The 19015-nt window shown below is 64.8% G+C and carries 19 protein-coding genes; 10 read left to right on the top strand and 9 right to left on the bottom strand.

Translation table 11 applies throughout. From position 1 onward, the window contains the following. Positions 1-455 precede the first annotated feature (455 nt). Positions 456-2288: an O-linked N-acetylglucosamine transferase, SPINDLY family protein gene (locus tag ACOHX0_RS15670; RefSeq protein WP_420678008.1), complete on the top strand. Its 1833-nt coding sequence runs from the start codon at positions 456-458 to the stop codon at positions 2286-2288. A gap of 105 nt (positions 2289-2393) precedes the next feature. On the opposite strand, the gene ACOHX0_RS15665 is transcribed toward ACOHX0_RS15670, so the two are convergent. Then, on the bottom strand, positions 2394-2996 hold the full coding sequence (locus ACOHX0_RS15665; RefSeq protein ID WP_420678007.1) for a L,D-transpeptidase: 603 nt from the start codon (positions 2994-2996) through the stop codon (positions 2394-2396). A gap of 207 nt (positions 2997-3203) precedes the next feature. Between ACOHX0_RS15665 and ACOHX0_RS15660 the strand changes: the two genes are divergently transcribed. Next, positions 3204-3635, top strand: a complete 432-nt coding sequence (locus ACOHX0_RS15660) for a MarR family winged helix-turn-helix transcriptional regulator (protein ID WP_420678005.1) — start codon at positions 3204-3206, stop codon at positions 3633-3635. A 53-nt stretch (positions 3636-3688) separates the two neighbouring features. Further along, positions 3689-4099, top strand: coding sequence for a hypothetical protein (locus tag ACOHX0_RS15655; RefSeq protein ID WP_420678004.1), 411 nt, complete (start codon positions 3689-3691; stop codon positions 4097-4099). 73 nt (positions 4100-4172) lie between these two features. On the opposite strand, the gene ACOHX0_RS15650 is transcribed toward ACOHX0_RS15655, so the two are convergent. Further along, positions 4173-5672 (bottom strand): CoA-acylating methylmalonate-semialdehyde dehydrogenase, encoded by a 1500-nt coding sequence (locus ACOHX0_RS15650; RefSeq protein WP_420678002.1) that lies wholly within the window; start codon positions 5670-5672, stop codon positions 4173-4175. Positions 5673-5808: 136 nt separating this feature from the next. On the opposite strand from ACOHX0_RS15650, the gene ACOHX0_RS15645 reads away from it, so the two are divergent. The 3 genes from ACOHX0_RS15645 (at position 5809) to coaD (ending at position 7834) form a co-directional block, all read left to right on the top strand. Next, positions 5809-6705, top strand: a complete 897-nt coding sequence (locus tag ACOHX0_RS15645) for a LysR family transcriptional regulator (RefSeq protein ID WP_420678000.1) — start codon at positions 5809-5811, stop codon at positions 6703-6705. 59 nt (positions 6706-6764) lie between these two features. Next, on the top strand, positions 6765-7199 hold the full coding sequence (locus tag ACOHX0_RS15640; protein WP_420677997.1) for a CBS domain-containing protein: 435 nt from the start codon (positions 6765-6767) through the stop codon (positions 7197-7199). A 140-nt stretch (positions 7200-7339) separates the two neighbouring features. Then, entirely contained in the window at positions 7340-7834 is a 495-nt protein-coding gene (gene coaD, locus ACOHX0_RS15635; RefSeq protein ID WP_420677995.1) for a pantetheine-phosphate adenylyltransferase, read from the top strand. A 296-nt stretch (positions 7835-8130) separates the two neighbouring features. Here coaD and ACOHX0_RS15630 read toward each other — a convergent pair whose 3' ends face one another. Together ACOHX0_RS15630 and gap are read right to left on the bottom strand one after the other, a co-directional pair. Continuing rightward, positions 8131-8274, bottom strand: a complete 144-nt coding sequence (locus ACOHX0_RS15630; RefSeq protein WP_420677993.1) for a hypothetical protein — start codon at positions 8272-8274, stop codon at positions 8131-8133. A 76-nt stretch (positions 8275-8350) separates the two neighbouring features. Next, positions 8351-9352 carry a type I glyceraldehyde-3-phosphate dehydrogenase gene (gene gap, locus ACOHX0_RS15625; RefSeq protein ID WP_420677991.1) on the bottom strand — a complete coding sequence of 334 codons (1002 nt, stop codon included), beginning with the start codon at positions 9350-9352 and terminating at the stop codon, positions 8351-8353. Between the two features lie 230 nt (positions 9353-9582). On the opposite strand from gap, the gene ACOHX0_RS15620 reads away from it, so the two are divergent. Beyond that, on the top strand, positions 9583-10554 hold the full coding sequence (locus ACOHX0_RS15620; RefSeq protein WP_420677988.1) for a DUF808 domain-containing protein: 972 nt from the start codon (positions 9583-9585) through the stop codon (positions 10552-10554). A gap of 171 nt (positions 10555-10725) precedes the next feature. Next, a complete protein-coding gene (locus ACOHX0_RS15615; RefSeq protein WP_420677987.1) occupies positions 10726-11058 on the top strand; it encodes a GYD domain-containing protein in 333 nt (110 codons plus the stop codon). 70 nt (positions 11059-11128) lie between these two features. Here ACOHX0_RS15615 and tkt read toward each other — a convergent pair whose 3' ends face one another. Next, positions 11129-13150 (bottom strand): transketolase, encoded by a 2022-nt coding sequence (tkt, locus tag ACOHX0_RS15610; protein ID WP_420677986.1) that lies wholly within the window; start codon positions 13148-13150, stop codon positions 11129-11131. Positions 13151-13417: 267 nt separating this feature from the next. Here tkt and ACOHX0_RS15605 point away from each other — a divergent pair, with 267 nt between their 5' ends. Both ACOHX0_RS15605 and ACOHX0_RS15600 read left to right on the top strand, forming a co-directional pair. Then, the gene (locus ACOHX0_RS15605; protein ID WP_420677985.1) at positions 13418-14347 is read left to right on the top strand and encodes a coiled-coil domain-containing protein; all 930 of its coding nucleotides are present in this window, start codon (positions 13418-13420) and stop codon (positions 14345-14347) included. Continuing rightward, complete coding sequence (locus tag ACOHX0_RS15600; protein WP_420677983.1) at positions 14347-14748, top strand: cell division protein ZapA; 402 nt, start codon at positions 14347-14349, stop codon at positions 14746-14748. Before ACOHX0_RS15605 ends, ACOHX0_RS15600 begins: the two co-directional genes overlap by 1 nt. A gap of 315 nt (positions 14749-15063) precedes the next feature. Here the strand turns inward: ACOHX0_RS15600 and grxD are convergent, their stop codons facing one another. The 4 genes from grxD to purL form a co-directional block, all read right to left on the bottom strand. After that, complete coding sequence (gene grxD / locus ACOHX0_RS15595; RefSeq protein ID WP_420677981.1) at positions 15064-15426, bottom strand: Grx4 family monothiol glutaredoxin; 363 nt, start codon at positions 15424-15426, stop codon at positions 15064-15066. 144 nt (positions 15427-15570) lie between these two features. Further along, positions 15571-15807, bottom strand: coding sequence for a BolA/IbaG family iron-sulfur metabolism protein (locus tag ACOHX0_RS15590; RefSeq protein WP_420677979.1), 237 nt, complete (start codon positions 15805-15807; stop codon positions 15571-15573). Between the two features lie 63 nt (positions 15808-15870). After that, positions 15871-16443 carry a hypothetical protein gene (locus tag ACOHX0_RS15585; RefSeq protein WP_420677978.1) on the bottom strand — a complete coding sequence of 191 codons (573 nt, stop codon included), beginning with the start codon at positions 16441-16443 and terminating at the stop codon, positions 15871-15873. Positions 16444-16519: 76 nt separating this feature from the next. After that, positions 16520-18685 carry a phosphoribosylformylglycinamidine synthase subunit PurL gene (gene purL, locus ACOHX0_RS15580; protein WP_420677977.1) on the bottom strand — a complete coding sequence of 722 codons (2166 nt, stop codon included), beginning with the start codon at positions 18683-18685 and terminating at the stop codon, positions 16520-16522. Between the last annotated feature and the right edge of the window lie 330 nt (positions 18686-19015).

Below are 19015 nucleotides of genomic sequence, written 5' to 3'. Positions count from 1 at the left end.
TTGCCCCATCAGAACTTCAACCTGCCTTAACTTCACGACAATCTCTTCAGGCTTGGGTCGCTTCGTTGCCATCTATGGTCCTCCGTTTCCTAATCATAGGGGCGGACCACTTCTTTGGGGGAGGCTCACTGCCTCAAAGGCCTGTTTTATGGCATTTTGAGAGAGCATTGAGAGTTTGCAATCGGAACTGGCCCAGATTTGCCTTCAGGTGCCATACCGGCCATTTTGCCGAGTACTGAAGGACAAACGCTCTGGGCCGAGCCATCAGGACTTGATTGCCCAAAGCCCCTCTTGTTTATGGCTCCATCCGAGTTCTTCCGGGTTCATCCGACCTCTTCCGGTTACTGCAATATGAAGTGTCCCCTAACAGGCGGCGTGCCGGCAGATAAACTCAATTTCAACCAAATTCTGGCAAGCAACGGGCAAGCAGAATGTGTAAACAGCGAGGCCGAACGATGCCAGCCCCCAAAAGCGCGCCCTTTGCGCTGCAACCCGCCAAACCCGCGGCCGCCGATTTCAAGATGGGCCTTGCCACGGCGCCGCCTGTTGCTGCGGCGTTTGCGCCGGGCCCGCAGGCACAGGCAGGCACTGACCGGGGGCAGGCGGATGCCGCGGCGGAGGTGCAGCGGCTGGTGGACGAAGGCCAGAGGCTTTTCCTGCTGCAGAACTACGGTGAGGCGGAGGCTTTGCTGCGAAAAGCGGTGCGGCAGATGCCGCGATCCGCACCGGCACAGCTGATGTATGCTATGCTTTTGCAAAACCTTGGCCGCATTGGCGAAGCCATCGACCATTTCAAGGCGGCGATCCAGGCCGATCCGAAGAATGCGCAGGCTTTCACCGCGCTGGCCGGATTGCTGTGGGGGGCAGGGGAATACACCGATGCCCAGGCGCTGTTTGCCCACGCGCTGACCTGTGACCCTGGCCATGCCATTGCCCGGGCGCGGCTGCTGCATGCAGACGGCCATCTGGCGGATTGGAGCCGCTTTGCCGCGCGGCCCGACGATGTGGAGCTTCTGCGCACCGCCAGTGCAAACGTCGAACCCTTTGCTGTCCTGCCGCTTGCGGATGACCCGTTTTTCCAGCGCACGGTGGCCGAACGCTATGCCCGGCTGATCCATGCGGGCCGTCAGGAAGTCCCGCTGGAGCCGCAGGTGCCGCGGGCGGGCGGCAAAATCCGGATCGGCTATTTCTCCAACGATTTCTTCAGCCACGCGACGATGTTCCTGATCGGCGAGCTGTTCTCGCTGCATGACCGGGACCGCTTCGAAGTGGTGCTCTATGATTACGGATCCCGCGCGCAGGACGAACAGCACACCCGCGCCCGCACCTCCTGCGACCTGTTCCGTGACGTGGCCGACCTGGACGACCGCGCTATCGCCATGCAAGCGCGCGCGGACGGAATCGACGTGGCGATCGACTTGAAGGGCTACACCGAAAAGGGCCGCACCGGGATCTTTGCGGTGCGCGCAGCGCCGGTGCAGGTTTCTTTCCTTGGCTATCCCGGCACGCTGGGCATGCCGGAGATGGACTATATCCTCGCCGACCCCATCGTGATCCCCCCGGAAATGCGCGACGGCTGCACCGAAAAGGTGCTGGCGATGCCGCAGTGCTATCAGGTCAACGACAGTACCCGTGAAGTTCCGGCTGAGGCGCCCTCGCGCGCGGAGCTGGGGCTGCCGGAGGACGCCTTTGTCTTTTGCTCCTTCAACAACACCTACAAGGTGAGCTTGAGTGAATTCGGTATCTGGATGCGGCTGTTGCAGCGGGTGCCGGGCAGTGTGCTGTGGTGTTTTGCGGCCCATGCGGCGGCGGAGGCCAACCTGCGCGCCGAGGCGGAGAAGCGGGGTGTGGCTGCGGACCGGATCATCTTTGCCAAGCGCGTCCCGCATGAGGACCACATGGCCCGGCACCGGCAGGCGGACCTGTTCCTCGATACCTTTGCGGTGAACGCCCATACCACCGCCAGCGATGCGCTTTTGGCGGGGGTGCCGGTGGTGACCAAGCTGGGCCGCCAGTTCGCCGCGCGGGTGGCGGGCAGCATTCTGAAGGCGGCCGGCATGAGTGAGCTGGTGACGGAAACCGAGGCGGAGTACGAGGCGCTGGCGCTGCGGCTGGCGCGGGACCCGGAGGAGCTTGGCCATCTGCGTGTGCAGTTGCAGCAGGGGCTGCGGCAAAGCCCGCTCTACGACACTGCTCAGTTTGCCCGCGATCTGGAAACGGGATTGGAAATGGTGGTCGCGCGCCAGCGCAGCGGCGCAGCGCCGCAGCATCTGCAAATCGGTGCCTGAGCGGCGCCTTTCCAACGGAATACGGGCGGCGGTTGGATGACCGCCGCCCGCGCTGTTGGATAGTCAGGCCAGAGGGATGAGGCCAAAGAAATCAGGCCAGTCGGATCAGAGCAGGCGGACCTGGGTGCCGATCTGCACCATCTCGTACAGCTCTTCCACGTGCTGGTTGAAAAGGCCGATACAGCCCGAGGAGCTCTGCCGCCCGATCTTGCGGGTGTCATGGGTGCCGTGCACCAGGTAGGCGGGCCAGCTCAGATACATCGCACGGGTGCCCAGCGGGTTGCCGGGTGCGCCGCCCTCGATCCGCTCCGGCAGCGAGGGGTCGCGCTCGCGCATGTTCGCGGTGGGCGTCCAGCTTGGGTTCTCGGCCTTGCGCACCACTTCGGTATAGCCGCGCTTGGTCAGCTCCTCGGTCATCGGCACGGAGGAGGGGAACAGGCGGTAGGTCTCCCCGTCCGCGCCCCAGTAATGCAGCGCGCGCGAGCTGATGTCGGCCAGCAGGCAGCCGGCCCCCAGCGTGTCGAAATGGTCCTGCCAGTCCTGCTGTTCGAAGGCGGAGACATTGCGCTCAACCGGCACCTGGTCGCGGATCGCCGGTTCGTCCTGCGGGAAAGCATCGGTGGACTGCGCTCGCAGGAGGGCCGGAGTGGCCAGAGTGGCGCCAAGCCCCATCAGCGTAGCACGGCGGGTGATGCGGAAGTTGCTCATGACTGTCCTCTTGCGGTTTGCTCTTATTCTCCGGGGGAAAATAGATATCGCGGCGGATTTTCCTAGGGGCCGCGGGGGCTTTCTGTCCAGCCTCACACGGATGTGTTGTCCCGCGGCGGCGGATCTTTGCCGCCCGGTCAGAAGTAAGGGGGATTGACGGTTGGGTCAGATTTCATTAGTTAGTCATCCTAACTTGTGGAGCAGCCGATGCAACTGGCCCGATTCCTGGAGCTGATTCACCGCAGCGCGCACCGGCAATGGGCCCGGAGCGCGGGGGAAGCGGGCGTCACCTACAGCGAATTCGAGTACCTGAGCGCGATCAGGGATCAGGAAGCTCGGCAGACCAGCAAGGAGGACCACGGACAGCACCTGCAGGATGTTGTCGATGACATGGGCGTGCGCAAGGCCTCGGCCAGTGCGATGGTGGTGAAGCTGGAGGGGCGCGGCTGGGTGCATCGCGTCCCGTGCCGCTATGATGCCCGCGCCCAGCACATCCTGCTCACCGAAGAAGGCGCGGCGCAGCTGGCCAAGGGGCGGGAGATCTATCTGGCCGTGGCCCGGGATCTGCTCGGCCGGCTGGAGGACTCGGACCGGCAGGCCGTCGCGGTGTTGCTGGAGTCTTTGGAGCAGGGGGCGTGAGCCCTCATTTGAGCCATAAAGTATGGCAGACTAACTAACATAAGGATCCTGAAATGACCTTCGAACTCGTTCTGATCGCCACCGCGGTGCATATATTGGTCTGGGAGAAGCTGCCGGAGTGGGGCAGCTGGTTCAACACGCTGATCGCGGCGCTGCCGCGGCCGCTGCGCACGCTCTACCACCAGTGGCATTGCCCGTTCTGCGCGGGCTTCTGGATTGCGCTGGTGCTGCACGGGCTGACCGGCCTCTGGACCGTCCCGGCGCTGGCGGATCTGCCGGCCTTCCTCGGCGCAGCGGCACCGGTGGCGGGCTGGGGGCTGGACGCGCTGGCCTCGGCGGTGCTGATCTATGCCGCGGTCATCGGGCTCAAGGCCATCGGCCTGCCCGCGATGAAGGGGGAGCTGATGAAGGAGGAGTTCATGCGCGCAAAGTTCGGCTCCCCGGAGGCGGAGCCTGCCGCCTGAGCCTTCCGCTCCCTAACCAGACGGCAAAAGGCCCCGGATCAAACCAGGGCCTTTATTGTTCTAAGTCACGATTTTAGTCCATCGGCCTAAAGTTGAACTCGCCACCGTCCTTGATGCCCGAGGGCCAGCGCGAGGTGATGGTCTTGGTGCGCGTGTAGAATTTGAACGCATCCGGGCCGTGCTGGTTCAGGTCACCAAAAGCCGACTTCTTCCAGCCGCCGAAGGTGTGGTAGGCCAGCGGCACCGGGATCGGCACGTTGATGCCCACCATGCCGATGTTGATCCGGTTGGCGAAGTCGCGCGCGGCGTCGCCATCGCGGGTATAGATCGCGGTGCCGTTGCCGTACTCGTGATCCATCGCCAGCTTGATCGCTTCCTCATAGGAGCCTGCGCGCACGGTGCAGAGCACGGGGCCGAAGATTTCCTTCTTGTAGATATCCATGTCCGGGGTCACGTTGTCGAACAGGTGCGGGCCGACAAAGAAGCCGTCCTCATAGCCCTGCAGCGAGAAGCCGCGGCCGTCGACCACCAGTTTTGCGCCCTGCTCAACGCCGGATTCGACCAGACCCAGGATGTTCTCCTTCGCCGCGGCGGTCACCACCGGGCCGTAGTCCACGTCGTCGCCGGCGGTGTAGGGGCCGACCTTCAGCTTCTCGATGCGCGGCACCAGCTTTTCGATCAGGCGGTCGGCGGTTTCGTCACCGACCGGAACCGCAACCGAGATCGCCATGCAGCGTTCGCCCGCCGCGCCGTAGCCTGCGCCGACCAGCGCGTCGGCGGCCTGGTCCATGTCGGCGTCGGGCATGATGATCATGTGGTTCTTGGCGCCGCCGAAGCACTGCACGCGCTTGCCCTGGGCACAGCCGGTGCCATAGATGTACTCGGCGATCGGGGTCGAGCCGACAAAGCCGACCGACTGGATGGTGTCGTTGTACAGGATCGCGTCGACCGCTTCCTTGTCGCCGTTCACCACCTGGATGATGCCCTTGGGCAGGCCGGCTTCTTCCAGCAGCTCCGCCAGCATCAGCGGCACCGAGGGATCACGCTCCGACGGCTTCAGGATGAAGGCGTTGCCGCAGGCGATGGCGGGGGCAAACATCCACATCGGGATCATCGCGGGGAAGTTGAACGGGGTGATGCCCGCGGTCACGCCCAAGGCTTGGCGCATCGAGTACATGTCGATGCCGGGGCCTGCGCTGTCGGTGAACTCGCCCTTCAGCATCTGCGGCGCACCGATGCAGTATTCCACCACTTCCAGGCCGCGCTGAATGTCGCCCTTGGCGTCCGGTACGGTCTTGCCGTGCTCGCGGCTCAGGGTCTCGGCCAGCTTGTCCATGTCGCGGTTCAAGAGGTCGACGAATTTCATCATCACCCGGGCGCGGCGCTGCGGGTTCACTTTTTCCCAGGCCGGCTGCGCCTTGGCGGCGATGGCCACCGCGTGCTCCATCTCCTCATTGGAGGCCAGCGGCACCCGGGCCTGCACCTCACCGGTGGCCGGGTTGAAGACATCGGCAAACCGGCCCGAAGTGCCCTTCACGTGTTCGCCGTTAATGTAGTGGGTCAGTTCCTGCATAGGATCCTCCTCTTTTCCGTTGGGACAATCCTAGGCTTGCAAAAAACACTGGAAAAGAGGAAAGATTTCAAAGAGGCTTTGCAGTAACGCAAATGGTTAACGACAAGTTGACAGGAGCAGGGAGGACCCCGGGCCGATGGAACCCCAGTGGGATGATATGAAAGTGTTTTTGGCGGTGGCCCGGGAGGCGAGCCTGTCCGGCGCCGGGCGGATCCTGAAGATGGACCCCGCCACCGTAGGCCGCCGCATTGCCCGGTTCGAGCAGGCGCTGGACACGCCGCTGTTCGTGAAATCGCCCCAGGGATACGCGCTGAGTGCCGCCGGGGACCGGCTCCTGGTGCATGCGGAAGCCGCCGAGCAGGCGATGCGCGCGGGCGCCGAGGCGCTGACGGGCCCGAGCGACACGCTGTCGGGCCAGATCCGCATCGGCGCGCCGGACGGGGCCGCCAACTACCTGCTGCCGCAGGTCTGCGCCGAGATATCGGAAAAGAACCCCGACCTCGACATCCAGATCGTGGCGCTGCCGCGGATGATCAACCTCAGCCGCCGCGAGGCCGACATGGCGGTCACCGTCTCTGCGCCCTCCGCCGGGCAGCTGGTGGTGCAGAAGATCACCGACTACAAGCTGCATATGGTTGCCTCGCGCCATTACCTGAAGGACCACGGGCCGATCGGCCGGCTGCAGGACCTGAAAGATCGCAAGATGATCGGCTATATCCCCGACATGATTTTCGACCGCGAACTCGACTACCTCAACGAGATCGGGGTGGAGCGGGTGGCGCTGGCCTCCAACTCGGTTTCGGTGCAGATCCGGCTGGCGGCGGAAGGCACCGCGCTGTGCGTGGCGCATGATTTCACGCTGCCGTCGCACCGGATGCTGCGCAAGGTGCTGACCGGAGAGATCAGCCTGACGCGCAGTTTCTACCTCGTCCGCCACCAGGGCGATCAGCGCAGCGAGCGGCTGAACCGCTTTGCGCAGGCGTTGTCAAAAGGCCTCCGTGACGAGGTGCTGCGGCTGGAAGCCTTGACTTGATGCGGTGTTGCGACAAACCTCAATAGAAAGGCGGCAACATATTTTCGGAGATCTGCGGGATGCTTGTTCAAGAAATTCTCAAGTCCAAGGCCGGCACTGGGGTGGTGACGATCAAGCCCGAGGCCAGCGTGGCGGAAGCGGCGCGGATGATGTCGGAGAACCAGATTGGCACCGTCGTGGTGTCTCCCGACGGCGAGGCCGCCGAGGGCATCCTTTCGGAGCGCGACATCGTGCGGGAGCTGAGCAAGGTCGGGCCCGGCTGTCTCGACAAGCCGGTCAGCAGCTACATGACCCGCAAGCTGATCACCTGCACCCGCCAGTCCAGCGTGGATCAAGTGCTGCAGCAGATGACCGAGGGTCGGTTCCGCCACATGCCGGTGATCGAGAATGACAAGCTCGCGGGCATCGTGACCCTGGGCGACGTGGTGAAGGCGCAGCTGTCGGAGGTGGCGATGGAGAAGGACGCGCTTCAGGACATGATCATGGGGCACTGACTTATGGCGCGCTGAGCGCGGCGCGGGTCACCGCCGGGCGCTCCTGCCAGGCTCCCGCGATGCGTATTTCTGCGCACTTGCATTTGCGGGCGCAAATGTGCTTGCCTGCGCGAAAATTTTGACATGGCAGGAGGCCGCCCATGCGCGTGGGTCTTTATCCCGGCACGTTTGACCCGATCACCATCGGACATGCCGACATCATCCGCCGGGCCTGCGCCCTGGTCGATAAGCTGGTCATCGGGGTTGCAATCAACCGCGACAAGGGGCCCTTGTTCCCGCTTGAGGAGCGGCTTGCGATGATCGAGGCGGAATGCGCTAAGCTGAGCGCCGAGACCGGCACCGAGATCGTGCCGCATCCCTTCGAGAACCTGCTGATCGACTGCGCGCGCGACGTCGGCGCCCAGATCATCGTGCGCGGCCTGCGCGCTGTTGCCGATTTCGAGTATGAATTCCAGATGGTCGGCATGAACCGTGTGCTCGACAGCTCGATCGAGACGGTATTCCTGATGGCCGAAGCGCGGCACCAGGCGATAGCCTCCAAGCTGGTGAAGGAAATCGCGCGGCTGGGCGGCGATGTGTCGAAATTCGTGAGCCCTGAGGTGAACGAGGCACTGAAAGCGCGGTTCGCAGTTTAGTGTTGGTCGTGTGAATTGAGCAAAGCCGGGGCCTGGCGGCTCCGGCTTTGCGCTTCTCTGGCGCGCGCGCTTCGCGCGCGGCGCCGGGGCGGACGTCCCGGCTCTTTCCGGGAAGTCGCGCCATACGCTTCCGGTCCGCCGCGACGATCTGTCCGCCACGGTCCTTGAGCCGCAAGCCGCACATCGCTGCCGCGGGAGGGCGCGCCGGCGATGCGCGGCGGCCTCTCGGCCTTGTCCCGCGCTGGGGATGATTTGGGTAAAGGCGGCTTCGCTCCAGCCGAAGCCCGATCCTTGGTCTAGCGCCAGAAGGCGGTCCAGTGAATCAGCGCGAAAAGTCGTTTGCCGAGAAACACCAGGTGGCGGTCGCCGAACAGCAACACGTCAATGGAGGCGGCCGCGGCCAGGAGCAGCGCCAGGGTCAGGGCGATCCGGTTGGTCATCGAGGCTCCGCCGCAGGGAAAAACACCCGCCCAGATAACCTGAGCGGGCGTGCAGTCTCAAGGGGCAGGGCGTGCGTCAGCCCAGCTTGCCCATGGCAACGGCCACATCGGCCATGCGCACCGAGAAGCCCCATTCGTTGTCGTACCAAGCCAGCACCCGCACCATGCGGCCGTCCACGACGCGGGTCTGGTCCGGTGCGAAGATCGAGCTTTCGCTGCTGTGGTTGAAATCGGTCGAGACCAGCGGTGCGGGCTCGTAGCCCAGCACGCCCTTCATTGCGCCGTCTGCGGCTTCCTTCATCGCGGCGTTGATCTGGTCGGTGGTGACGTCGCGCGCGGCGCGGAAGGTGAGATCCACGGCGGAGACATTCGGCGTCGGAACCCGGATCGCGGAGCCGTCGAGGCGGCCTTTCAGGTTCGGCAGCACTTCGCCCAGGGCCTGGGCGGCGCCGGTGGTCGTCGGGATCATCGACATGGCAGCGGCACGGGCGCGGTAGAGGTCGTCGTGACGGCGGTCCAGCGTCGGCTGATCGCCGGTGTAGGCGTGGATCGTGGTCATGATGCCGTGCTCGATGCCGAAGGCCTCGTCCAGCACCTTGGCCAGGGGTGCCAGACAGTTGGTGGTGCAGGAGCCGTTGGAGATCATCCGGCCCGAGGCGCGCAGCTCGCTGTCGTTGACGCCGAAGACGATGGTTTTGTCGACGTTCTTGCCGGGGGCGGACAGCAGCACCTTCTTCGCACCGCGCTGCAGATGGGCTATGGCCTTCTCGCCGTCGTTGAACTTGCCGGTGCATTCCAGCACCACGTCGCAGCCCGACCAGTCCAGAGCGTCCATGTCGTAGGTGGAGAACATCTGCATGTCGCCGCGGCCGAGGTTCATAGTGCCCTCGCCGATGGAGACCTCGCCCGGGAACCGGCCATGCACGGAGTCGTATTTGATCAGATGCGCGGCGGTTTCCAGCGGGCCGGTCGCGTTCACCTTGATCACTTCGATGTCCTCGCGGCCCGAAGCGGCGATGTGCGACAGGGTGCAGCGGCCGATGCGGCCGAAACCGTTGATCCCGACTTTGATGGTCATGAGCTGGTCTCCAAGCGAGCAATTCCTTTGCCGCCATATAGCCCGCTGCCCATGCGGTCTAAAGAGGAAAAAGCGCCACTATATGAGACTGTTAGCGCAAAAAGTTGACGGTGGCGCTAACGATTCCGGGCGGTGGCGATAACGGGATATTGCGGTGGCGCTAACGCTTGTGCCCGGCGCCGGAAGCAGGCAGGGTGCGGGAAACACGGGCCAAGAGACGGGACGGGATGATGAGCGGTTTGCTGGCGCTTCTGGATGATGTGGCTGGGATTGCCAAGGTGGCAGCGGCCTCGGTCGACGATGTGGCGGCGGCGGCGGGCAAGGCCGGGGCCAAGACAGCCGGGGTGATCATCGACGATGCGGCGGTAACACCGAAATACGTGCAGGGCTTTGCGCCCGCGCGGGAGCTGCCGATCATCTGGCGCATCGCGCGCGGTTCATTTTTCAACAAGCTGGTGCTCTTGCTGCCCGTTGCCATGCTGCTGGCCAATTTCGCGCCCTGGCTGATCACGCCGCTTCTGATGCTGGGCGGCGCCTACCTGTGTTTCGAAGGGGCGGAGAAGATCTTCCACGTGCTGTTCCCGCATGCCAGCCACGCCATCGACGAGGACATGAGCGTGAAGGACCCGGGCCACCTGGAGGAGCAGAAGGTGAAGGGCGCGATCAAGACCGACTTCATCCTCTCGGCCGAGATCATGACCATCTCCCTCGCCGCGATCGAGGCGCCGAACGTCTGGATGCAGGCAGCGACGCTGGCCGTGGTGGGCATTGGGGTGACGGTGGCGGTTTATGGATCGGTGGCGCTGATCGTGAAGATGGACGATGTGGGGCTGTTTCTGAGCGGTAACGCCTATACGGCGGCCGGCCGGGGTCTGGGGCGCGGGCTGGTGAAGTTCATGCCGGTGCTGATGAAGATCCTGTCGGTGGTCGGCACCGCGGCGATGCTCTGGGTTGGCGGCTCGATCATCATTCACGGGCTTGAAGTGCTGGGCTTTGGCTGGCTGGGGCATCACATCCACGACTGGGCTTATGCCGTGGGCCACGCGGTGCCTGCAGGCTGGACAGGGGTTGTCGAATGGGCCGCCAAGGCGGTGATGGACGGGGTGTTCGGCGTGGCGCTGGGGCTGCTGCTGATCCCGGTGGCAACCAGGGTGATCGGGCCGTTGATTGCGAAATTCTCCGGAAAAGCTGCGGAACATTGATCCGGCCGGGCAGGCCGCCTTTGGCAACCGTGTGAGACCGTATCCCCTGGTTCTTCCTCCAATGTGCGCAAGTCACTGATCTGTGATATACTTGCCTTGCTCGTGCCGTCCGGCAAACAGGCAGTTTGGACTCGTGTGGGCTTAGCGCATCACAAAGTCGAGGAGGAACACATGGCACTGTTCATGTGGCTGGCCCGGTATACGCCGCAGGCTGTGAAAAGCATTGTGGAAAGCGGATCGAACCGGGAGGAAATGGCCCGCAAAACTGTCGAGGCTGCAGGCGGAAAGCTGCTGGGGTTTTATGGGCTGATCGGTCAGGAGCATCATATCGCCCTGATCTGCGACGTCCCCAAGCAAAGCGACTTTATCGGAATCGTGCTGAGGGCAAACCTTGGCGGGGCGATCGAAAGTTTCAAGACGGTGCCACTGTTTGACTGGCCGGAATTCGAGGATGCCCTGAAGACCTATAGCAGCCTGAGCGGGGTCTATACCCCGCCAAGCTGAACGGGCCCGAGACACAAAAACGCCGGCAGCGTCTGGCTGCCGGCGTTTGGCTTTCAGATCGGCGGTAGCTTTAACCCAGCAGCTCTTTCACCTTGGCAACGGTGCCCTCGGCGGTGATGCCGAAGCGCTCGAACAGCTCGCCCGCGGGGGCGGAGGCGCCGAAGCGGTCCATGCCGACGAAGCCGGCTTTCTTCTCCTGGCCGCGCTCGCCCAAGAGCCAACGGTCCCAGCCGCCGTCGCGGACAGCTGCCTCGATGCCGACGCGCACGGGGCCCGCGGGCAGGACCTTGCGGCGGTAGGCTTCGTCCTGCGCGGCAAACAGCTCCATGCAGGGCATAGAGACCACGCGGGTGCCGATGCCTTCACCTTCCAGCTTGGTCTTGGCTTCCATCGCGACGGAGACCTCGGAGCCGGTGGCAATCAGGATCACCTGGCGCTTGCCCTCGGCCTCGGCCAGCACATAGGCGCCTTTTTCGACCATGTTGTTGAGCTTGTGCTCGGTCCGCACGGTGGGCAGGTTCTGCCGGGTCAGCGCCAGCACCGAGGGGGTCTCTTTGGCGGTTAGGGCAATTTCCCAGGCTTCCGCAGTCTCGACGGTGTCGGCGGGGCGGAACACATAAGTGTTCGGGGTCGCGCGGCAGATCGCCAAATGCTCAACCGGCTGGTGGGTCGGGCCGTCTTCGCCGACGCCGATGGAATCGTGGGTCATCACGAACACGGTCGGGATCTTGGACAGCGCGGCCAGGCGCATCGCCGGGCGGGCATAGTCGGTGAAGCAGAAGAAGGTGCCGCCGTAAGCGCGCACGCCGCCATGCAGCACCATGCCGTTCATCGCCGCGGCCATGCCGTGCTCGCGGATGCCCCAGTAGATGTAGCGGCCCTTACGATTGTCGGTGTCGAAGACGCCGAGATCGCCGGTCTTGGTGTTGTTGGAGCCGGTGAGGTCGGCTGAGCCGCCCACGGTTTCCGGCATGATCGGGTTGATCACTTCCAGCGCCATTTCCGAGGATTTGCGGGTCGCGACCTTGGGCTGCGTCTCGGAAACCTGCTTTTTCAGCGCCTTGATGGTGGCGGACAGTTTCCTGGGCGCCTCCAGCGCATAAGCGCGGTTGAAGCGGTCCTGCTTCTGCTGCGAGAGTTCCGCAAAGCGGGTTTCCCAGGCTTCGCGCTCGGACTTGCCGCGGGCGCCGATCTCTTCCCACTGGGACTTGATGTCCGCCGGCACCTCGAACGCACCGCCGGTCCAGCCGTAGGCGTCCTTGGCCGCTTGCAGCTGGTCCTTGTCGGTCAGCGCGCCGTGGCCCTTGGAGGTGTCCTGCGCGGCATGGCCCAGGGCGATGTGGGTCTTGCAGGCGATCATGGACGGCTTCTTGGTTTTCTTCGCCGCTTCAATGGCCTCGTCGATGGCCTTGGGGTCATGGCCGTCGATTTCCTGCACGTGCCAGCCCGAGGCCTTGAAACGCTGCACCTGGTTGGTGCGGTCGCTGAGTTCAACGCTGCCGTCGATGGTGATGTTGTTGTTGTCCCAGAACACGACCAGCTTGCCCAGCTGGTGGCGGCCGGCCAGGCCGATGGCCTCCTGGCTGATGCCTTCCATCAGGCAGCCGTCGCCGGCGATCACATAGGTGTGGTGGTCGACGACCTTCTTGCCGTAATGCGCGCGCTGCATCTCCTCGGCCATGGCAAAGCCCACGGCATTGGCGACGCCCTGGCCGAGCGGGCCGGTGGTGGTTTCCACCGCGTCGATCAGGAAGTTCTCCGGGTGGCCCGCGGTGATCGCGCCGGTCTGGCGGAAGTTCTTGATCTGATCGAGTGTGACCTGCTTGTCGCCCGCGAGGTACAAGAGCGCGTAGATCAGCATCGAGCCGTGGCCGGCCGACAGGATGAACCGGTCACGGTCCGGCCAGGCGGGGTTGGATGCATCGAATTTGAGGTGCTTTTCAAACAGCACCGTGGCGACATCGGCCATGCCGATCGGCATGCCGGTATGCCCGGAATTGGCGGCAGCAACGGCGTCCAGCGCCAGAGCGCGGATGGCGGCGGCCTTGTTCCAATGGTCGGGGTTTGCGGTGCGCAGGGCGGTCAGGTCCACGGGGAATATCCTTTGGCGTTTCTGGCGATCGGTTAGGGCGGTAGCGCCTTCGCTGCGCTGAATACCAGCGGTGCCGCAAAGATCAAGCACTGCTGCGCCAATCCTTGCGATACCGCGCGAAGGACCGCGGGCAAGTGGTTGAAAGGCAAGGATGGGTGTTTTACTCCTGAAACAGCGCCCCGGACCGGACCCGGTCGGGGGCTTGCGATTCGCAAAGACCGGCTGGAACAGGCAACGCGGGAAGAGGCGGACGGGTGAGGGACAGGCATGAACCAGATTGAAGAGTTGCAAGGCCGCATCCAGGCCGCGCTGGAGCGGATCGGCGCCGGCACCAGGGCGATGGAGGCCGCGCGCGAAGCCGGCATCGCCCGCGCGGCGGAAGCCGCCGCCAGCAGCGGCGCGGGCAATGCCGCGCTTGAGCAGGAGCTGGAAGAGGAACGTCTCGCCAATGCTCAGCTAGAGGAACGGCTGAAGGCCCTGCATGCCCGCCTGAAAGAGGCGGAAAGCCAGGCCGGCCCCAACAGCGACATGTCGGCGATGCAGGCTGAACTGGAGCTCTTGCGCAACGAGGCCGGCGACCCGGCCGAGAAACAGGCGCTGAGGGCCGAAGCAAAGCGGCTGAAAGCCGAGCTGGAAGCCGCCGCCAATGGCGCCGCTAGCCAGCGCGAGGCGCTGGAGGATCGGCTGGCCGAGGCCCAGGCGGCAAATTCCGGATTGAAACGGGAGCTTGAAGAGCTTTCCCCGGGCGGGGACGGCGGTGCAGTGGAGGCCGAGATTGCGGCGCTGCGCGAACAGCTGGAAACCGCGCAAGCCGCCGTGGCCGAGGCGCAGCAGCAGGTGCAGCAGGCCGAACTGGAGCAGGCGCAGGCCGCCGAGGCTGCGGGTGCGGCCGCGCCCGCGTCGCAAGACGTGAGCGCCGAGCTGGCCCGCCAGAACGAAATGCTGATCCGGCTCGACAGTGAATTGCAGCAGCTGCGCCGGGCCAATGAGGAACTGCGCGCCTCCAACACAGCGCTGCGCGCTGCCAATGCCGAAGGCGTCGGCGATGCCAGCCTGATCAACGCCGCGATGGAAGCGGAAATCGAGGGGCTGCGCGCGGCCCAAGCCAGCGACCAAGCCCAGGTCAACGTCGTGCTGGCCAAGCTGGAGCCGCTTCTTGCCGATGCGCGCAGCCTGCCCGAAGGAGAGGAAGTCTGATGCCGGAAGTCACCATTCACATCGGCGGCCGCGGCTTTGAGGTCTCCTGCCAGGAGGGCGAGGAGAGCTATCTGCACTCCGCCGCCAAGATGCTGGACGATGAGGCGCAGGTGCTGTCTGACCAGATCGGCCGCATGCCCGAAGCGCGGATGCTGCTGATGGCGGGGCTGATGCTGGCGGACAAAACCACCGCGGTGGAGGAACGCAACAAGGAGCTGGAGGCCGTTCTGGCCGAGCGCGAGCAGGAGCTGGCCGCACTGCGCGCCGCGCCTGCACCGGAGCCGGAACGGATCGAAGTGCCGGTGGTGCCGCCGCTGGTCACCGAAACCCTGGCCGAACTCGCCGCCCGCACCGAGGCGCTGGCCCAGGAGATCGAGGAAAAGGCAGCGCAGCCTGAGTAGGCCGCGCGCTATCCCCGCAGGCAAAGAAGGGCGCTCACCCGGCCAGCCCTTCGCAAGTCCGAGGCAGCAGAATGATCTGCACGCGCCGGGCGGCATTAACCGCCGAGAACCCGGTACTGGCTGTCCCCGGCATCGGACACAAGGCCGAAGGCCGCCGCGTGTCGCCCGCGCGGCACGGCTTTCCGGTTGCCGCCTGCGATTGCCGCTGCGGGGGGACGCTATCCGGCGTGGGTAGCCAACACGGTTTGCGGAAGTCCAAATGAAAAAGGCGCCCGATCGGGCGCCTTTCCTGTCTGCTCCGGCCTGCGGCCCAGCTCAGCCGTTGGCTTCGCGGATCTTGTCGGCAGCGTCTTTGTCGAAGGCTATGCCGTTCTGCTCGAACATGCCGTCCAGCTCGCCCGACAGGGTCATCTCGGTGATGATGTCGCAGCCGCCGACAAATTCGCCCTTCACATAAAGCTGCGGGATGGTCGGCCAGTCGGAATATTCCTTGATGCCTGCGCGGATTTCCTCATCCGCCAGCACGTTCACATCGGTGTAGTCCACGCCGATGTAGTTCAGCACGCCCGCCACGCGCGAGGAGAAGCCGCACTGCGGCATTTCCTTGGTGCCCTTCATGTAGAGCACCACGTCGTTGGCTTTGACGGTTTCGTCGATGCGGGTCTTTGCGTCGGTCATGGTCCGGTGTCCTTTTCGTCGTGCAGGCGCATGATGGCCGGCAGAAGGTGTTCGAGAGCGAGATAAGCCACAATGGGCGGCAAGAAAAGGCCGCGGGCGCAGGAAATCGCGCTGGCGGCGGCCAGGGGCTGCCGCCGCGGGCGGTTACTCCGGCGCCTTAGTGGTGAGCGCCAGCGCGTGCAGCTCGCCGTCGGAGCCGTCCATCTTGCCTTTCAGCGCGGCATAGACGGCGCGCTGCTGCTGAACGCGGTTCTTGCCGCGGAAGCTTTCGTCGATCACCATCGCGGACATGTGCACCCCGTCGGTGCCGCCGACCTGGATCTTGGCCTCGGGAAAGGCTTCGCGCAGCAATTCTTCGATTTCGTGGGCTTGCATAGGCATGCGGGGAAGTCCTTTGTCTGTTTCCAAAAATGTAAGGGGAGGCCGGGAGCTCTGCAAGCAGGATCAGGAGGCGTCTGGCGCGTAAGGCGCAACCGCCTCGACGAAGTCCGGCACACTGGCGAGTGCCTCCTGCACGGCGTCTTCCTCGAAATCCCAGACCGAGGTGGTGCCTTCGGGGCAGAGCGCCCGGATCAGCGCCGCGCAGCGGGTTTGCAGCGTGGCGGGCAAGGGCAGGGACGCGGCTTCCTGCAAGACGAGAAGCGCCTCGTGGATCGGGCGCAGGACGCGCAAGGCGCGGGTCATATGCGGCAGCAGGTCCTCGTCGTCGCGCCAGGTCTCACCGCTGAACAGCTCCTGCGTCACCCGCTGGCCGGCGCCCGCGCAGGAATAGGCAACGCAGCCGCCAAAGCCGCAGGCGGCGAGGTCATCGTGGATGGTGCAGCGGAAGTCTTCGCCCAGGTTGGGGCAAGGGGTGTCCGCGTCCTTGAGGAGACCGAAGTCTTCGTGTGCTTCAAAAGGATAGGCAAGGCAGCAGAGGGCCGCGCAGCGGCTGCAATCCTCTGTCAGCCCGGGAAGGTTCCGGTCCGTGCCGGAGACGCCCGTATCGGGAAATCCTGTGCGCGCGGGGGATGTCAACGCCTAAGCACCTTCGGGCAATGCGGGCGGGGAGGCCATGCCATCCCGCCCGTTAGTTTAATGCGGCCAGCGCCCGTCAGGCGACGGCGGCGGCGAAGCTGGAGCGGAAGATCTCCGACAGTTCGGCCAGCGGCGCTTCGGAGCCGCCGATCCTCACCGTGTCGCCGCCAAACTTGCCGACTGTGGCAATCGGCACTCCGGCCTGGCCCGCGGCCAGCATCAGCCCCTCGGCTTGGTCGAAGTTGCAGGCCACCAGATAGCGGGCCTGATCCTCGCCGAACACCGTCGGGGTATCGCCCGCGTCGATCTGCACGCCGACGCCCGCTTCCTCGGCCAGCTCGAAGGCTGCGAGTGCAAGGCCGCCGTCGCCGAGGTCGGTGCAGGCCTTGATCAACTCGCGGTTGGCGCGGATGAACTCGCCGTTGCGCTTCTCCGCTACCAAGTCGACGTGCGGCGCATCGCCGTCCTCCCGGTTGAAGACCTCGGCGAGCAGTGCGGACTGGCCCAGGTGGCCCTGCGTCTCGCCGATGAGCAGCGCGACATGGCCGTCGCGGACCTCGCCGATGATCGGCTCCTCTCCGGCGGCAATGAGGCCGACCGCGCCGATGGTGGGGGTGGGCAGGATCGCCTGGCCGTCGGTCTCATTATAGAGCGAGACGTTGCCGGAGACGATCGGCATGTCCAGTGCCGCCACGGCGGCGCCGATGCCCTTGATGGCGCCGACGAACTGGCCCATGATCTCCGGCTTCTCGGGGTTGCCGAAGTTGAGATTATCAGTGCTTGCCAAGGGCTTGGCGCCCACAGCCGAAAGATTGCGGTAGGCTTCCGCCACCGCCTGCTTGCCGCCCTCGAAGGGGTTTGCCTTGACGTAGCGCGGGGTCACGTCGGAGGTGAAGGCGAGCTTTTTCTCCGTGCCGTGCACCCGGATGATGCCGGAGCCCGCACCGGGGCGGCGGGCGGTGTCGCCCATCACGGTGGTGTCATATTGCTCGTAGACCCACTGCTTGCCGGCGTAGTTCGGCGAGGCGATCAGCGCTTTCAGCCCGTCCACGGGATCGATGGTGGGCACGTCCTCATCCGCGAGCGCCTCGGGGGGAGTGACCTCCTGCCAGGGGCGGTCGTATTCCGGCGCGGTCGACGACAGTTTCGACAGCACCAGGTCCGCCTTCACTTCGCCGTTGTGCAGGATCAGGAAGCGGTCTTCGGCGATGGTCTCGCCCACGATGGCGAAGTCGAGGTCCCATTTCTCGAACACCGCCTTGGCCTCGGCCTCCAGCTCGGGCTTCAACACCATCAGCATGCGCTCCTGGGATTCGGACAGCATCATTTCGTAGGCGGTCATGTTCTCTTCGCGCTGCGGCACCTTTTCGAGGTCGAGCCGCACGCCGAGGCCGCCCTTGTCGCCCATTTCCACCGCAGAGCAGGTGAGGCCCGCGGCTCCCATGTCCTGGATCGAGATCACCGCACCGGTCTGCATCAGCTCCAGCGTCGCCTCCATCAGGCGCTTCTCGGTGAAGGGGTCGCCAACCTGCACGGTGGGGCGCTTTTCCTCGATGGTGTCGTCGAACTCGGCCGAGGCCATAGTGGCGCCGCCAACCCCGTCGCGGCCGGTCTTGGCGCCGAGGTAGACCACCGGCATGCCAATGCCCGAGGCGGCGGAGTAGAAGATACCGTCCGTGCGCGCGAGACCCGCGGCAAATGCGTTGACCAGGCAATTGCCGTTATACGCGGGGTGGAAGCGCACTTCGCCGCCGACGCAGGGCACGCCGAAGCAGTTGCCGTAGCCGCCGATGCCTTCGACCACGCCGTTGACCAGCTGCCGGGTCTTGTGGTGCGCGGGCTCGCCGAAAGAGAGCGCGTTCATCGAGGCGATGGGGCGCGCGCCCATGGTGAAGACATCACGCAAAATGCCGCCAACACCGGTGGCGGCACCTTGATAGGGCTCGATGTAGGAGGGGTGGTTGTGGCTTTCCATCTTGAAGACAACCGCGTCGCCGTCGCCGATGTCCACTATCCCTGCGTTCTCGCCGGGGCCGCAGATCACCTGCGGGCCTTCGGTGGGCAGGGTGCGCAGCCATTTCTTGGAGGACTTGTAGGAGCAGTGCTCGTTCCACATCGCCGAGAAAATGCCCAGCTCGGTGAAACTCGGCTCCCGGCCGATGATGTCGAGGATCAGGTCGTATTCATCGGGCTTGAGCCCGTGATTGGCAATCAGTTCCGGCGTGATGGCGGGTTCCTGCATCCGTATTCGTCCCCATTGGCTGCGATTGCGCGCCTTGTAGGGCAAGGAGGGGCGCGGGGGAAGGGAAATTCCAGCGCGCCTCGATGCAGCTGCTGCGCCGCGGTGCAGGCGGGGCGCTCCCGCCCGGGGCGCAGGCTGTGCAGGGCACAGCGGCCCCCGTTGGGCGTGGCGCCGCGCTCACGCGCGGCGGGGCGCGGGGTGCAAGGCGAAGCGCAAGAAACGGGCAGGAGGGCATTGAAGGCGGCGGAATTCCGTGCAGTTGCAGAGTTTTCGGCAGATTTCTGGCCGGGTCCGCGTGACGGCATTGAATGGTTCTGCAAGGAACGGGGC

Source organism: Cribrihabitans pelagius (genome assembly GCF_048820915.1).
In the GTDB taxonomy this organism is placed as follows: Bacteria; Pseudomonadota; Alphaproteobacteria; order Rhodobacterales; family Rhodobacteraceae; genus Cribrihabitans_A; species Cribrihabitans_A pelagius.
Note: the sequence above shows the minus strand (reverse complement) of the source record. Positions and strands in the feature narration are given on the sequence as shown.

Excerpts from the sequence above, each read along its gene's own strand:
- grxD (WP_420677981.1), bottom strand. The coding sequence starts at position 15,426 with ATGACCGACGCAAAGACCCGCATCGACGAAACCGTCAAAGCCAACGAC.
- ACOHX0_RS15590 (WP_420677979.1), bottom strand. The coding sequence starts at position 15,807 with ATGCCTATGCAAGCCCACGAAATCGAAGAATTGCTGCGCGAAGCCTTT.
- ACOHX0_RS15665 (WP_420678007.1), bottom strand. The coding sequence starts at position 2,996 with ATGAGCAACTTCCGCATCACCCGCCGTGCTACGCTGATGGGGCTTGGC.
- purL (WP_420677977.1), bottom strand. The coding sequence starts at position 18,685 with ATGCAGGAACCCGCCATCACGCCGGAACTGATTGCCAATCACGGGCTC.
- ACOHX0_RS15630 (WP_420677993.1), bottom strand. The coding sequence starts at position 8,274 with ATGACCAACCGGATCGCCCTGACCCTGGCGCTGCTCCTGGCCGCGGCC.
- coaD (WP_420677995.1), top strand. The coding sequence starts at position 7,340 with ATGCGCGTGGGTCTTTATCCCGGCACGTTTGACCCGATCACCATCGGA.
- gap (WP_420677991.1), bottom strand. The coding sequence starts at position 9,352 with ATGACCATCAAAGTCGGGATCAACGGTTTCGGCCGCATCGGCCGCTGC.
- ACOHX0_RS15655 (WP_420678004.1), top strand. The coding sequence starts at position 3,689 with ATGACCTTCGAACTCGTTCTGATCGCCACCGCGGTGCATATATTGGTC.
- ACOHX0_RS15670 (WP_420678008.1), top strand. The coding sequence starts at position 456 with ATGCCAGCCCCCAAAAGCGCGCCCTTTGCGCTGCAACCCGCCAAACCC.
- ACOHX0_RS15660 (WP_420678005.1), top strand. The coding sequence starts at position 3,204 with ATGCAACTGGCCCGATTCCTGGAGCTGATTCACCGCAGCGCGCACCGG.
- ACOHX0_RS15605 (WP_420677985.1), top strand. The coding sequence starts at position 13,418 with ATGAACCAGATTGAAGAGTTGCAAGGCCGCATCCAGGCCGCGCTGGAG.
- ACOHX0_RS15615 (WP_420677987.1), top strand. The coding sequence starts at position 10,726 with ATGGCACTGTTCATGTGGCTGGCCCGGTATACGCCGCAGGCTGTGAAA.
- ACOHX0_RS15645 (WP_420678000.1), top strand. The coding sequence starts at position 5,809 with ATGGAACCCCAGTGGGATGATATGAAAGTGTTTTTGGCGGTGGCCCGG.
- ACOHX0_RS15640 (WP_420677997.1), top strand. The coding sequence starts at position 6,765 with ATGCTTGTTCAAGAAATTCTCAAGTCCAAGGCCGGCACTGGGGTGGTG.
- ACOHX0_RS15650 (WP_420678002.1), bottom strand. The coding sequence starts at position 5,672 with ATGCAGGAACTGACCCACTACATTAACGGCGAACACGTGAAGGGCACT.
- ACOHX0_RS15620 (WP_420677988.1), top strand. The coding sequence starts at position 9,583 with ATGAGCGGTTTGCTGGCGCTTCTGGATGATGTGGCTGGGATTGCCAAG.
- ACOHX0_RS15600 (WP_420677983.1), top strand. The coding sequence starts at position 14,347 with ATGCCGGAAGTCACCATTCACATCGGCGGCCGCGGCTTTGAGGTCTCC.